This window comes from Streptomyces sp. NPDC053367 (assembly GCF_044545925.1).
Classification (GTDB): Bacteria; Actinomycetota; Actinomycetes; order Streptomycetales; family Streptomycetaceae; genus Streptomyces.
The window spans coordinates 853969-867460 of sequence record NZ_JBITYN010000001.1 but is presented as its reverse complement, the minus strand read 5'-3'; the positions used below and the strand labels follow the sequence as shown (position 1 = coordinate 867460).

At 72.8% G+C, this 13492-nt stretch carries 13 protein-coding genes and 1 pseudogene; 6 read left to right on the top strand and 8 right to left on the bottom strand.

The genetic code is table 11. The features are described from left to right. The first annotated feature begins 96 nt into the window (after window positions 1–96). Window positions 97–1479 carry a glycine--tRNA ligase gene (locus ACIGXJ_RS04010; RefSeq protein WP_399641331.1) on the top strand — a complete coding sequence of 461 codons (1383 nt, stop codon included), beginning with the start codon at window positions 97–99 and terminating at the stop codon, window positions 1477–1479. Between the two features lie 105 nt (window positions 1480–1584). Here the strand turns inward: ACIGXJ_RS04010 and ACIGXJ_RS04005 are convergent, their stop codons facing one another. Both ACIGXJ_RS04005 and ACIGXJ_RS04000 read right to left on the bottom strand, forming a co-directional pair. Continuing rightward, on the bottom strand, window positions 1585–2175 hold the full coding sequence (locus ACIGXJ_RS04005) for an NAD(P)-dependent oxidoreductase (protein WP_399642135.1): 591 nt from the start codon (window positions 2173–2175) through the stop codon (window positions 1585–1587). Then, a complete protein-coding gene (locus ACIGXJ_RS04000) occupies window positions 2096–3127 on the bottom strand; it encodes an EamA family transporter (RefSeq protein ID WP_399641328.1) in 1032 nt (343 codons plus the stop codon). Before ACIGXJ_RS04000 ends, ACIGXJ_RS04005 begins: the two co-directional genes overlap by 80 nt. An 80-nt stretch (window positions 3128–3207) precedes the next feature. Here ACIGXJ_RS04000 and ACIGXJ_RS03995 point away from each other — a divergent pair, with 80 nt between their 5' ends. Continuing rightward, complete coding sequence (locus tag ACIGXJ_RS03995; RefSeq protein WP_399641325.1) at window positions 3208–4116, top strand: LysR family transcriptional regulator; 909 nt, start codon at window positions 3208–3210, stop codon at window positions 4114–4116. Here ACIGXJ_RS03995 and ACIGXJ_RS03990 read toward each other — a convergent pair. Beyond that, window positions 4094–5155: a chitinase gene (locus ACIGXJ_RS03990; RefSeq protein ID WP_399641323.1), complete on the bottom strand. Its 1062-nt coding sequence runs from the start codon at window positions 5153–5155 to the stop codon at window positions 4094–4096. The two genes, ACIGXJ_RS03995 and ACIGXJ_RS03990, sit on opposite strands and share 23 nt — an antisense overlap. Window positions 5156–5326: 171 nt before the next feature. On the opposite strand from ACIGXJ_RS03990, the gene ACIGXJ_RS03985 reads away from it, so the two are divergent. Beyond that, complete coding sequence (locus ACIGXJ_RS03985; RefSeq protein ID WP_399641321.1) at window positions 5327–6334, top strand: aldo/keto reductase; 1008 nt, start codon at window positions 5327–5329, stop codon at window positions 6332–6334. 42 nt (window positions 6335–6376) lie between these two features. Further along, window positions 6377–6964 carry a TetR/AcrR family transcriptional regulator gene (locus tag ACIGXJ_RS03980; RefSeq protein ID WP_399641318.1) on the top strand — a complete coding sequence of 196 codons (588 nt, stop codon included), beginning with the start codon at window positions 6377–6379 and terminating at the stop codon, window positions 6962–6964. Here ACIGXJ_RS03980 and ACIGXJ_RS03975 read toward each other — a convergent pair. Then, entirely contained in the window at window positions 6921–7418 is a 498-nt protein-coding gene (locus tag ACIGXJ_RS03975; protein WP_399641316.1) for a hypothetical protein, read from the bottom strand. The genes ACIGXJ_RS03980 and ACIGXJ_RS03975 overlap by 44 nt on opposite strands. A 113-nt stretch (window positions 7419–7531) precedes the next feature. Beyond that, on the bottom strand, window positions 7532–8956 hold the full coding sequence (locus ACIGXJ_RS03970; RefSeq protein WP_399641314.1) for an MFS transporter: 1425 nt from the start codon (window positions 8954–8956) through the stop codon (window positions 7532–7534). A gap of 101 nt (window positions 8957–9057) precedes the next feature. On the opposite strand from ACIGXJ_RS03970, the gene ACIGXJ_RS03965 reads away from it, so the two are divergent. Beyond that, a complete protein-coding gene (locus ACIGXJ_RS03965; protein WP_399641312.1) occupies window positions 9058–9957 on the top strand; it encodes a helix-turn-helix transcriptional regulator in 900 nt (299 codons plus the stop codon). 3 nt (window positions 9958–9960) lie between these two features. On the opposite strand, the gene ACIGXJ_RS03960 is transcribed toward ACIGXJ_RS03965, so the two are convergent. From ACIGXJ_RS03960 to ACIGXJ_RS03950, 3 genes and pseudogenes are all read right to left on the bottom strand, one after another. Next, window positions 9961–10842 (bottom strand): hypothetical protein, encoded by an 882-nt coding sequence (locus tag ACIGXJ_RS03960; RefSeq protein ID WP_399641309.1) that lies wholly within the window; start codon window positions 10840–10842, stop codon window positions 9961–9963. Then, window positions 10839–11717: a hypothetical protein gene (locus tag ACIGXJ_RS03955; RefSeq protein ID WP_399641307.1), complete on the bottom strand. Its 879-nt coding sequence runs from the start codon at window positions 11715–11717 to the stop codon at window positions 10839–10841. The genes ACIGXJ_RS03960 and ACIGXJ_RS03955 overlap by 4 nt, the downstream gene beginning before the upstream one ends. A gap of 58 nt (window positions 11718–11775) precedes the next feature. Next, window positions 11776–12174, bottom strand: a pseudogene (locus ACIGXJ_RS03950) (MFS transporter); the annotation flags it as partial. Window positions 12175–12234: 60 nt separating this feature from the next. Here ACIGXJ_RS03950 and dusB point away from each other — a divergent pair. Beyond that, window positions 12235–13389 carry a tRNA dihydrouridine synthase DusB gene (gene dusB, locus ACIGXJ_RS03945; protein ID WP_399641305.1) on the top strand — a complete coding sequence of 385 codons (1155 nt, stop codon included), beginning with the start codon at window positions 12235–12237 and terminating at the stop codon, window positions 13387–13389. Window positions 13390–13492 lie beyond the last annotated feature (103 nt).

Here is a 13492-nt window from a genome sequence, read left to right as displayed (position 1 = left end):
GACCGATTTGGTCGAGGGGCAGCCTGCGCCGGTAATCTGAAGCATTCGCTGGAAGCACCTCGCTTCGTCGCCCGTCGTCGTAATGAAGAGAGCACCGTGGCCGCCGACAAGATCGACACCATCGTCAGCCTGAGCAAGCGCCGTGGCTTCGTTTTCCCCTGCAGTGAGATCTACGGCGGTCAGCGCGCCGCCTGGGACTACGGGCCGCTGGGTGTCGAGCTCAAGGAGAACATCAAGCGCCAGTGGTGGCGCTACATGGTGACCTCGCGCGAGGACGTCGTCGGTATCGACTCCTCCGTGATCCTCGCCCCCGAGGTCTGGGTCGCCTCCGGCCACGTCGCCACGTTCACCGACCCCCTCACCGAGTGCACCTCCTGTCACAAGCGGTTCCGCGCGGACCACCTGGAGGAGGCGTACGAGGAGAAGAAGGGCCGCGCCCCCGAGAACGGCCTGGCCGACATCAACTGCCCCAACTGCGGCACCAAGGGCCAGTTCACCGAGCCCAAGCAGTTCTCCGGCCTGCTCTCCACCCACCTCGGCCCGACCCAGGACTCCGGCTCCGTCGCCTACCTGCGTCCCGAGACCGCCCAGGGCATCTTCACCAACTTCGCCCAGGTGCAGACCACTTCGCGCCGCAAGCCGCCGTTCGGCATCGCGCAGATGGGCAAGTCCTTCCGCAACGAGATCACGCCCGGCAACTTCATCTTCCGCACCCGCGAGTTCGAGCAGATGGAGATGGAGTTCTTCGTCAAGCCGGGCGAGGACGAGAAGTGGCAGGAGTACTGGATGGAGCAGCGCTGGAACTGGTACACCGGCCTGGGCCTGCGTGAAGAGAACATGCGCTGGTACGAGCACCCGCAGGAGAAGCTCTCCCACTACTCCAAGCGCACCGCCGACATCGAGTACCGCTTCCAGTTCGGCGGCAGCGAGTGGGGCGAGCTGGAGGGTGTCGCCAACCGCACCGACTACGACCTCGGCGCCCACGCCAAGGCCTCCGGCCAGGACCTCTCCTACTACGACCAGGAGGCCGGCGAGCGCTGGACGCCGTACGTCATCGAGCCCGCGGCCGGTGTCGGCCGTACGATGCTGGCGTTCCTGCTCGACGCGTACATCGAGGACGAGGCGCCCAACGCCAAGGGCAAGATGGAGAAGCGCACCGTGCTGCGCCTCGACCACCGCCTCGCCCCGGTGAAGGTCGCCGTCCTGCCGCTGTCCCGCAACCCGGAGCTGTCGCCGAAGGCCAAGGGCCTCGCGCAGGCGCTGCGGCAGAACTGGAACATCGAGTTCGACGACGCCGGTGCGATCGGGCGCCGCTACCGTCGCCAGGACGAGATCGGGACGCCGTTCTGTGTCACGGTCGACTTCGACACGCTGGACGACAACGCGGTGACCGTGCGGGAGCGGGACACCATGAAGCAGGAGCGCGTGTCGCTGGACCAGATCGAGGGCTACCTCGCCTCGCGTCTGATCGGCTGCTGAGCCACGCTGCTGTACCGGTACCAGGGGGCTCCGCCCCCTGGACCCCCGGCCTCTGCCCACCCTCCGCCCGTCACGACCGGGCTGGAGGGTGGGCCTCTTCGGTCCTCAGCGGTGGACCACTGTGATCAGGTGCTCGCCTCCCGGCCTCTCCAGCTCGTCCACCACCGCCACCGCCAGGTCCTCCGCGCTGATCCACGACCTGCCGTCGGAGCCGGTGAGCAGGGTGTCCGTGCCGCGGAGGTAGGCGCCCGTGCGCCCGCCCGGTTCCAGGAGGGCCGGTGGGGCCAGGTAGGTCCAGTCGGGGTTCGGGTGGGCGCGGCAGGCGGCGAGCTGGGCCAGGCCGGCCGCGGCGACGGGCCTGATGCCGGGCGGGACGTAGGCCGGGTTGTCGGCGACCAGCAGGCCCGGATCGGCCGGGCTGCGCAGGACGCCCGCGCCGCCCACCACCAGGACGGGCAGGCCCAGGTCGAGGACCGCGACCGTCGTGCCTACGAGGAAGGGCTCGTCGACGGGGTTCGTGCGGACCGCCACCACGACCGCGCCGGCGCCCGCCACCGCCTCCCGGAGGGCGTTCGTGTCCGTCGCGTCGACCGGGACCGGGGTGACGTTCGGATGGTCACCGGCGGGCTTGCGGGACAGGGCGCGGATCCGGTGTCCGCGGCTGGTCGCCTCCGTGACCACTCGGCTGCCGACCATGCCGGTCGCGCCGAGGACGGCGATCGTCGGGGGTGTCGTCATGGGATGCGTTCTCCTTCGTGTGCGGGTTCCTCCCGCGCCGGCCCGGCGCGTTGAACTGCGCGGCGAGCAGGGAGGCGAGGGCGAGGACGAAGCCGAGGACCTGGAGCAGGCCGAGGGTCTCGCCGAGGGCCAGTCCGACGAGGGTCGCGACCAGCGGGGACAGCAGCACCAGCGGGGCGGAGGCGGCCACCGGGAGCCTGCCGAGGCCGCGGAACCAGAGCGTGAACGAGATCAGCCCGCCCATGCTGCCGAGCCAGAGGTAGCCGGCGACGGCGTCCGTGTCGATCGGCGGTGGCGCGCCCTCCGCGGCGAGGGTGAGGGGCAGCAGCACCAGACCGCCCACGGTGAGCTGCCAGCCGGCGAGGGTCATCGCGCCGACCCCGGCCGGGCGGCCCCAGCGCCGGGTCAGGACCACGCCGGTGGCCATCCCCGCGGTGCCGCCGAGGCCGGCGAGCACGCCGACCGCGTCCAGCCGGGCGTCAGGACCGAGCACCACGAGGCCGACACCCAGCACGCCGATCAGGCCCCAGCTCCAGGTCCAGGCCGTCGGCCGGGTGTGCAGCACCGCGATGGCCAGCCCGGCGACCAGCAGCGGCTGGACGGCGCCGAGGGTGCCGGCGACACCGCCGGGCAGGCGTTCCGCGGCCACGAACAGCAGCGGGAACAGCGCGCCGATGTTGAGGGTGCCGAGCACGGCGGCCTTCCACCACCAGTCGCCGCGCGGCAGCGTCCGGGTGAGCGCGAGGGCCAGCAGCCCGGCGGGCAGGGCGCGCATCACCGCGCCGAACAGCGGGTGCCCGGGCGGCAGCAGCTCGGTGGTGACGGCGTACGTGGTGCCCCAGGAGGCGGGGGCGAGGGCGGTCAGGGCGACGGTCGCCGCACGCGGTGCGTACGAGGTCGAGGTCTGCATGCGAGCGAGTCTCGGGCCGCCCCGCCCATCGTTCCAAAGCATGGTTGCGATGGCAGTCATGGCCGACGACCATGCATCGCATGGATCTCCAGCAGATGCGGTACGTCGTCGCCGTCGCCGAGACCCGCAACTTCACGCGGGCCGCAGAGCGGTGCTCCGTGGTGCAGTCGTCCCTGAGCCACCGGATCGCCGGTCTCGAACGGGAGCTGGGGGTACGGCTGTTCGCGCGGTCCAGCCGCCGGGTGGAGCCGACGCCGGCGGGGGAGGCGTTCGTGCTGCGGGCCCGGGAGTGCCTGGAGGCGGCCGACCGGGCGGTGGCGGACGCCTCCGCGGCGGCGGGGGTGGTGCGGGGCAGACTGGCCGTCGGGGTGATCGTCACCGCGGCCGCCGTCGACGTACCCGAACTGCTCCAGCGGTACCGGGCGCGCTATCCCGAGGTGCGGGTCGTGCTGCGGTCGGGGCGCAGTGACGATCTGGTGGCGGCTATCCGGGACGGCGAGCTGGACATCGCCTTCCTGGGGCTGCCGGAGGGGGAACTGCCGTCCGGGGTGCAGACGTTGGTCCTCGACCACGACGAGCATGTGCTGGTGGTGCCGGCCGGGCACCGGCTCGCCGGGGCGTCGCGGGTGGCGTTGCGGGACATCGCCGGGGAGACGTTCGTGGACTTCATGCTGGGCACGCCCGCGCGGGCCCAGTCCGACCGGGCGTTCGCGGCGGCCGGGCTGGCGCGGGACGTGGCGTACGAGGTTGGGGTGGTGGAGATGATCACGCGGCTGACCGCGCGCGGGCTCGGGGTGGCGCTGCTGCCGTCGGCGTTCATCCGGCCGCTGGCCGCGGCAGACCCCGAGCTGGCGCTGGTGCCGGTGGTGGACGGGCCGCACCGGCTGGAGTGTCTGGCGTGGAGCCGGTTCAACCCGAGCCCGGCGACCCGGGCGATGCTGCGGGTGCTCGGGGTGCCCGCCCAGGTCAACGTCCCTGCAGCGCCCTGACGTTGTCGCCGAAGGTCCAGCCGCGCGAGCCGTCCCAGTTGACCGACCAGGTCATCAGCCCCTTGAGGGACGTGCCGTAGTGCCGCCACGCCTGGGAGACCAGGCTGGGGGACATGTAGCCGCCGCCCGCACCCGGCTGGGCCGGAAGTCCCGGGACCTGCTTGTCGTACGGGACCCGGATCGTGGTGCCCTGCACGACCAGGCCCCGGTTCAGGCAGTCGGTCTGGGCGACGAAGCCGGCGACGGTGCCCGCGGAGTAGGAGTCGCCGGAGCAGCCGTACATGCTGCCGTTGTAGTACTGCATGTTCAGCCACCACAGGCGGCCGTTGTCGGCGTACTTCTTGATGACCGGCAGGTAGGCGCCCCAGATGGAGCCGTAGACGATGCTGCCGCCGGTGACGTACGCCGTCTCGGGCGCCATGGTGAGGCCGAAGCCGGCCGGCATACGGGCCAGGACGCCGTCGATGATCCGGATCAGGTTGGCCTGGGACGTGGACAGCTGGGTGATGCTGCCGCTGCCGACCAGGCCGGTCTCGATGTCGATGTCGATGCCGTCGAAGTTGTACTTCTGGAGGACCGGGACGATCGTCGCGACGAAACGGTCGGCCACCGCCGTGGAGTTGAGGTCGATGCCGGCCGTGGCGCCGCCGATGGACAGCAGGATCGTCTGCCCGGCCGCCTTCGCCGCGCACATCTCGGCGGGGGTGGCCACCTTCACGCCGCTGTCCATGCCGTCCTCCCACAGCGCGGTGCCGTCGGAGCGGATGACGGGGAAGGCCGCGTTGATCACGTTGTAGCCGTGAGCGGGGATGCGGGAGTCCGTGATCGGGGTCCAGCCGAAGGGCGGGTGGACGCCGTTCGCGGCGCCGTCCCAGTTCTCCCAGTAGCCCTGGAGGACCTTGCCGGTGGGACGGGGCTTCAGGGCGCAGGTCTCCGCGGCAGGGGCGGCGGAGACGGCGGAGGCGGCGGGAGCGGTGGCGAGTCCGAGGGGGACGAGGAGCGCCGCGGTGAGCGCGCCGGAGAGCAGACGTCCGAACATGCGGGGCCTCCCGGTGGGGGTGCGGTGAGGTGCCGTAGACATGACAGACAGTGCTCTGGTCCAGACCTTTCGTCAATAGGTCTGGACCAACGTCCGGCCCTGGAAGCATGGCTGACAAGTATGGAGTGACAGATATTGAAATCTGTCAGCCGTCATGGCAGGGTGGACGCCATGACCATCCAGACACGCACCCTCGGCACCACCGGTCCCCAGGTCTCCGCCCTCGGCCTCGGCTGCATGGGCATGTCCGCGCTGTACGGCGAGGCCGACCGGGCCGAGTCCGTCGCGACCGTCCACGCCGCCCTGGAGGCCGGCGTGACCCTGCTCGACACCGGCGACTTCTACGGCATGGGCCACAACGAACTGCTGATCGGCGAGGCACTGCGCGGCGCGCCCGCGGCCCGGCGCGAACAGGCCCTGGTCAGCGTGAAGTTCGGCGCCCTGCGCGACCCCGACGGCGGCTGGAGCGGCTACGACGGGCGCCCGGCCGCGGTGAAGAACTTCGCCGCCTACTCCCTCCAGCGCCTGGGCGTCGACCACATCGACGTCTACCGCATCGCCCGCCTCGACCCCGACGTCCCGATCGAGGAGACCGTCGGCGCCATCGCCGAGCTGGTCGAGAAGGGCTACGTCCGGCACATCGGCCTCAGCGAGGTCGGCGCCGACACCGTCCGCAGGGCCGCCGCCACCGCCCCGATCTCCGACCTCCAGATCGAGTACTCGCTCATCTCCCGCGGCATCGAGGACGAGATCCTGCCCGTCACCCGCGAGCTCGGCATCGCCGTCACCGCGTACGGCGTGCTCTCCCGCGGCCTGATCTCCGGCCACTTCACGGCCGACCGGCAGCTCGGCGCGGGCGACTTCCGGGCCATGTCGCCCCGCTTCCAGGGCGACAACCTCCGCCACAACCTGAACCTCGTCGAGGCGCTGCGCAAGATCGCCGCGGAGAAGGGCGTCAGCGTCGCGCAGATCGCCATCGCCTGGGTGCTCGGCCGCGGCGAGGACATCGTCCCGCTGGTCGGCGCCCGCACCCGTGAGCGGCTGGCCGAGTCCCTGGGCGCCCTGGACGTCACCCTGGACGCCGCCGACCTCACCGCGATCGAGGAGGCCGTACCGGCCGGCGCGGCGGCGGGCGAGCGCTACCCGGCCGCGCAGATGGCTCACCTCGGGAGCGAGTGACGGCGACGGCCACCGTCCGGGGCGACGGGTACCGTCTAGGGCATGGCAGCGACCACCGAGACCCTGACCGCCGAGCGCATCCTCGAAGCCACCGAGGAGGTGCTGCGCCGCCACGGCCCGGCGAAGGCCACCGTGGTCGACGTGGCCCGGGCGCTCGGGGTCAGCCACGGCAGCGTCTACCGGCACTTCCGCACCAAGGCGGCGCTGCGCGAGGCGGTCACCAAGCGGTGGCTGGACCGCACCGCCGAGACGCTGTCCGTGATCGTGGCCGAGGAGCGCGACCCGCGGGCCCGGCTGCGGGACTGGCTCGCGGCGCTGTTCGAGGCCAAGCGCCGCAAGGCCGGGGACGACCCCGAGCTGTTCGCCACCTACATGGTGCTCACCGGGGAGAACACCGCCGCGGTCGGCGAGCACATCACCGACCTGGCCGGCCAGCTCACCCGGATCATCGAGGCGGGCGTCGCCGACGGCACCTTCACCGCCGCCGACCCGGCCGCCACGGCCCTCGCCGTGTTCCAGGCGACCGGCCGCTTCCACGACCCGTACTACGCCAAGGAGTGGGAACGGCCCGGCATCGACGCCGAGTTCACGGCCGTGGCCGACCTGGTGCTGCGGGGGCTGCGCGCCTGAGACGGCGTTCGGACGCGTAGCCCGCGCCGACCCCGAGCAGGGCGGCGGAGACGGCGAGGACGGGGACCGCGCGGTTCGCCACGCCGTAGTACGGGTCCGACGTGTAGACGCTGCCGTCCTCGCGGACGCAGTCGAAGGCCAGCGGCAGATACGACGCCCGGTGGTGGGACAGCCCCTCGACGGTCTCCGGCGGGATGTCGTCGTCGCGGCAGGCCGGGGCGGGGACCGAGTCGGCGCCGTCACCGAAGGCGCTCTCCGAGGCCGCCACCCCGAAGGCCCCCCACAGGTAGAGGGCCGCGGCCGCCGTGGCGGCCAGCCAGGCGGCCCGCCGCACCAGCAGTCGGCGCCAGTTCCCGGGCCGGCCGGGCAGAGCGGCGCCGAGGACCGCGACGACGGCGAGGACCACGCCGACGGCGGCGGCGAGGAAGGCGGGGCCGGCCAGCAGAATCATCATGGTCCGGCTTCCTCCCGGTGAGCGGACGTGCCTGTGCCCACCCGACCAGTCACCCTCACCCCAGGGCTGTGACGGAAGCCACTCCTCCGGTCACAGCCCTGTCACAGGCACCGTCAGGCGATCGTCCGCGGCAGCCGCAGGCTCAGCAGCCCCGTCACCACGATCCCCGCCAGCTGCACCAGCAGCGTGACCACCAGCGCGTCCCGCATGCCCATGGACGGGACGAGCGAGAGGAACAGCGAGCCGAGCGTGGCCACGCCCAGCGCCAGCGCCGACTGCTGGGTCGTGTTCATCACCCCGCTGCCGACCCCGGCGCGCTCCGGCGGCACCTCGGACATCACGATCCGGTAGACGACGGGCAGTTGCATCGCCTGCCCCGCCCCCGCGATCGCCCCGCCCGGCAGCAGCGTCAGCACGTCCGGGTCCGGCCAGCTGCGCCGGAAGGCCAGCGCCAGCAGCCCGATGCCCACCGCCTGGAGCACCGCGCCGGCGGTCACCACGCGGGTGCCGAACCGCGCCACCAGCCGCGGCCCGGCCAGCGACAGGAAGAAGAACGCCACCGCCAGCGGCGCCAGCGCCAGCCCCGCCGCCACCGGGCCGAGCCCCGCCCCCCGCTGGAGCGCGACCGCGACCACGAACATGAACCCGCTGAAGCCGACCGAGAACGGCAGGATCATCACCAGCCCGCGCCGCAGCGACGTCACCGCGAACAGGCTCGGCGGCACCAGCGGCGTACGCCCCGCCCGGTCCGCCCGCCGCTCCACCGCGTAGAACCCGGCCGCGGCGAACGGGAACGCGGCCAGCGACAGCCACGTCCACAGCGGCCAGTCGGCCGCCCGGCCCTCGGTGAGCGGGGCCAGCAGCGTCAGCAGGGACACCGCCAGCAGGACCGTGCCCGGGCCGTCCAGCGGCTCCGGGCGCGGCGAGCGCGTCTCCGGCAGCGCCCGCACGGCCAGCACCAGACCGGCCAGCACGACCGGCACGTTCACCAGGAACACCGCCCGCCAGCCGATGCCCGCCACGTCCGCGGCGACCAGCAGTCCGCCCAGGATCTGCCCCGCCACCATCGACAGGCCGGCCGTGGCGCCGTACAGGCTCATCGCGCGGGCCCGGCGCGGACCGGTCGTCGTCGCCTGCACGGTGGCCAGCACCTGCGGCAGCATCACGGCGGCCGCCGCGCCCTGCGCGATCCGCGCCGCGACCAGGCTCCACGCGCCCGGCGCGAGCCCGCACGCCAGCGAGGTCAGCCCGAAGGCCGCCATACCGGCCAGGAACAGCCTGCGCCGCCCGAACTGGTCGCCCAGCCGGCCGCCGAGGACCAGCAGCACCGCGTACGCGACCCCGTACCCGGCCACCACCAGCTCCAGGAGAGACTCGTCCGCCGCGAGGTCACGGCCGATGTCGGGCAGGGCCACATTGACGATGAAGAAGTCGACGAGGGGCAGTGCCGCTCCGAGCAGCACGGTGAACAGTCCGAGGCCGCCGAGCACGGGCCGCACCGGCGAGCGGACCTGGCGTGAAGTCATGGTTTCGGTCACGCCGTCGAGCCTGCGCCGCCGCCCAGACGGGTACCAGAGTGTCCTTGTCCTGGTACAAGGACTACCTGGCAACAGGGTCGGGGGCCCGGCACGATGGGACCATGACGACCATGGCTGCCCAGGAGACCCCGGCCGCGGAGCAGGCGGCCTCGCGCCCGGCGGTCGCCGAGATCCGCCGCCACGAACTCGCCGCCTTCCTGCGCCACCGCCGTGAGCACATCGGCCCCGAGCAGGTGGGCCTGCCACGCGGCCGCCGGCGCCGCACACCGGGCCTGCGCCGCGAGGAGGTGGCCCAGCTCTCCGCGGTCGGCGTCACCTGGTACACATGGCTGGAGCAGGCGCGGCCCATCCAGGTCTCCGTGCAGGTCCTCGACGCCCTCGCCCGCACCCTCCTGCTCGACCCGGTCGAGCGCGCCCACCTCTTCCGGCTCGCCGGGGCCGTCGACCCGACCCCGGCGACGGCCTGCCCCTCGGTGACACCCGCGCTGCGGGCCGTCCTCGCGCAACTGGAGCCGTTCCCCGCCTGTCTGCAGAACAGCCGGTACGACATCCTCGCCTACAACCGCACCTACGGAATGCTGCTCTGCGACCTGGACCGGGTGCCGGCCGAGGACCGCAACTGCATGATCCTCTCCTACACGAACGAGGAGTGGCGCTCCTCGATCGTCCATCTCGCCGACGCCCAGCGCCTGATGGCCGCCCGCTTCCGCGCCGCCATGGCCGGGCATCTCGGCGACCCCGCCTGGAAGATGCTCCTCAAGCGGCTCCGCGCCGAGTCCCCGGACTTCTGCGAGGAGTGGGACCGGCACGAGGTCGTCGCCCACCGCACCAAGCGCAAGGAGTTCCTCAACCGCCATGTCGGCCTGATCGTCGTCGACCACACCGACCTGTGGCTGGGCCCCGAGACGGGGCCCCGCATGGTGACGTACGCACCGGCGGACGAGGTGAGCCGCGAACGGCTGGTGCGGCTGCACGGGATCGCGCTGGAGCGCGCCGGCTGAGGATCAGGTCTGCGGTACGAGCCGGACCCGGATGTCCTTCCCGTACGGCAGCACGATCGTCTGGTCCCGGCCGTGCCTCCAGCCGGGCGACACCAGGAACAGCCGGCCGCCGGACGCCAGCAGCAGCCGGAATCCGCTGTAGCGGTGGCGGTACGCGCCGTCCCCGCGGAGCCGCGTCCCCGTCACACCCGGCGGCAGGTCGTCGAGCGGCTCCTTGGCGTCGACGACGACCTCCGGGCGGTCGCCGAGCCCGGCCGCGTCCTGCTCGCCCCGGCCGGTCCCGTACGCCCACGCCAGCTGGGTGGACCCCCAGAACAGCCCGGCGACGCCCAGGGCGACGGCGCACAGCACGCCGTTCCTGGCCAGGTTCTGCGGCAGCAGGGGGCTCCCGCGCCGCTGCCCCTCGATCCAGACGCCGTACGCCACCGCCGCCGGGCCGAGGGCCAGGGCGAGCGGAGTGACGCCGAAGACCACGCTGGTCTCGGGGCCCTGGAGGAAGATGCCGATGATCGCCCGGGCGATCAGCAGGACACCGACCAGTACGAAGCCGTACGCCAGATAGGCGTTCGCGTCGCTCTCGCGGGAGAGCAGGCACCGGACGAGGGCGTGCACCCCCACGATCAGGAGCACACCGAGGAAGATCATCGCCGCCGGGACGAAGACGACCTCCAGGCCGTCCAGCATCATGTCCTGGTTCGACCGGCCGGTCAGGTCCACCGGCACGCCGAAGTACTCGTAGCGTGCGCGGGTGGCCACATAGCCGAAGTACACCAGCAGCGCCGTCGCCAGCGTCGCCGGGCCCAGCGCCTCCGCGATCCGCCGCAGCCGTGCCGAGACGGCCTGCTCACCGGCGGGTTCGGGAGGCGGCGGGCCCGCGTCCGTCATTCCGGCTCCTCCGGGTCCTCCGGCGCCGAGTCCTCGGACACCGGCGGACTGTCCGGCTCGGGCGGGCTGTCGGGTTCGGGCGGGCTGTCGGGTTCCGGCGGGGAGTCGGGCTGCGGCGGGCTGACCGGCTCGGACGGGGCGACGGGCTTGGAGGTGGTGGCGCCGGGGACGGTGATGGTCGTGTGCAGGGGCGCATCCGTAGGACTCGTGCCGACGATGGTCACGGGGTTCTGCGACGTCGGCGTCGCGCCCTGCCAGTCCCGCACCATCGCACACGGAGCGGTCGTGGTGTTCTCGCACCGGAAGGTGGCCTCGGCGATTCCGTCGATGGAGTAGGTGCCCGGTTTGGCGCCCTGCGCGAGAACCACTCCCGCCACACACCCGTCTCCCGCCGCCACTGTGGCGCCCTCGCAGAAGTCGGCGGAGTACCCCTCGGCCGTGCAGTGGGCGCCGTTGTCGGAGCTGACCGCCGGTCTCGGGGCCGGTCCACCGGTGACCCTGAAGGAGATGCCCGTGATGGTGGCGGCGCTGCCCGTCTGATTGAGGGCCACGAGGCAACCGTTCTCACCGGAGCCGTTGATCTGCACGCCGTTCACGTGAAGGGACTTCCGGCCGCCGTCCCCATCCCCATCCCCGTCCCCGTCCGCGTCCCCCGTACGGCCACCGGTGGAGCCCGTCCCCGTGTCTGTGTCGGAGTCGGTGCCGGAGTCCGAGTCACCACCGCCCGGCGTCTCCGCGGAGCCGGTCGTCGTTCCCTCGCCGGAGGTCTTCTCACCGTCGGTCGTGGCGCTGTCGACCAGCCAGACGACCCCGAGCACCGCGATGAGACCGAGGACGCCGGCCATGACCAGACTGCGCACGCGTGAAGGTGGCATATTCCGACGGTAAGGGGGTTGATCGGCCCTTTCCTCCGGGACTACTCCATCCTCGGCATCACGCGCCCACGGTCTCGCGGGCCTCCGCCCCCTCCAGCCGGCCGGCGGCCCGTTCCGCCGTCCGCCGGGCCCAGCCGCCGCTGCTCGCCGGCCCCACCAGCAGGACCGCCGCACCGCAGCCCACCAGCACCCACCAGCCCGCCCCCGACGCCAGGACCGCGCCCACCACCGCCACGCCGAGGGTCTGGCCCAGCTGGCGGCTGGTGGAGGCCACCGCGGCGGCCACGCCGGCCTGGGCGCGGGGCATGCCCGACACGGCCGTGTCGGTGATCGGCGCGTTCACGAAGCCGAAGCCGATCCCGAACAGCAGGTAGCCCGTGAACAGCCCGGCCGTGGACGACTGGGCCCCGGCGGCGAACATGACCGCGCTCGCCGTCATGGCGAGGCCCGCGATCACTGTTCAATAGTGCGCCTAACTAAAGACTTTCCCAAGCCTGCCGCACGGCACAATGGAGGCATGTCCACGGCCACCTCCACGCCCGCGTCCACGCTCACGATCGGCCCCCACCGCGTCCAGCCGCCCGTCGTCCTGGCCCCCATGGCCGGGATCACGAACGCGCCCTTCCGCACCCTGTGCAGGGAGTTCTCCGGCGGCAAGGGCCTGTTCGTCAGCGAGATGATCACCACCCGGGCGCTGGTCGAGCGCAACGACAAGACCATGCAGCTGATCCACTTCGACGCGACGGAGAAGCCGCGCTCGATCCAGCTGTACGGCGTCGACCCGGTCACCGTCGGCAAGGCCGTCCGCATGATCGTCGAGGAGGACCTCGCCGACCACATCGACCTGAACTTCGGCTGCCCGGTCCCCAAGGTGACCCGCAAGGGCGGCGGCTCGGCCCTGCCGTACAAGCGCAACCTGCTGCGGGCCATCCTGCGCGAGGCCGTCGGCGGCGCCGGCGACCTGCCCGTCACCATGAAGATGCGCAAGGGCATCGACGACGACCACCTCACCTACCTCGACGCCGGCCGGATCGCCGTCGAGGAGGGCGTCACCGCCATCGCCCTGCACGGCCGCACCACCGCCCAGCACTACGGCGGCACCGCCGACTGGGACGCCATCGCCCGTCTCAAGGAGCATGTGCCGGAGATCCCCGTGCTCGGCAACGGCGACATCTGGTCCGCCGAGGACGCCCTGCGGATGGTGCGCGAGACCGGCTGCGACGGCGTCGTCGTCGGGCGCGGATGCCTGGGCCGGCCGTGGCTGTTCGCCGACCTCGTCGCCGCCTTCGAGGGACGGACCGACGACATCGCGCGGCCGTCGCTGCGCGAGGTCGCCGACGTCATGGTCCGGCACGCCACCCTGCTCGGCGAGTGGATCGGGGACGAGTCGCGCGGGGTCATCGACTTCCGCAAGCACGTGGCCTGGTACCTCAAGGGCTTCTCGGTCGGCTCCGAGATGCGCAAGCGGCTCGCCGTCACCTCCTCCCTGGAGGAGCTGCGCGCCGGGCTCGACGAGCTGGACCTCGACCAGGCCTGGCCCGCCGGCGCCGACGGGCCCCGCGGCCGTACGTCCGGCAACAACCGCGTGGTGCTGCCCGACGGCTGGCTCAAGGACCCCTACGACTGCGCGGGCGTCGGCGAGGACGCCGAGCTGGACACCTCCGGCGGCTGAGCGGCGTACGCGCGGGGCGGGGTACGTCCGGCGGCTGACCGGCGTACGCGCGGGGCGGGGTACGTCCGGCGGCCGGTCGGCGCGGGCGCCGGGCGGGGCACTT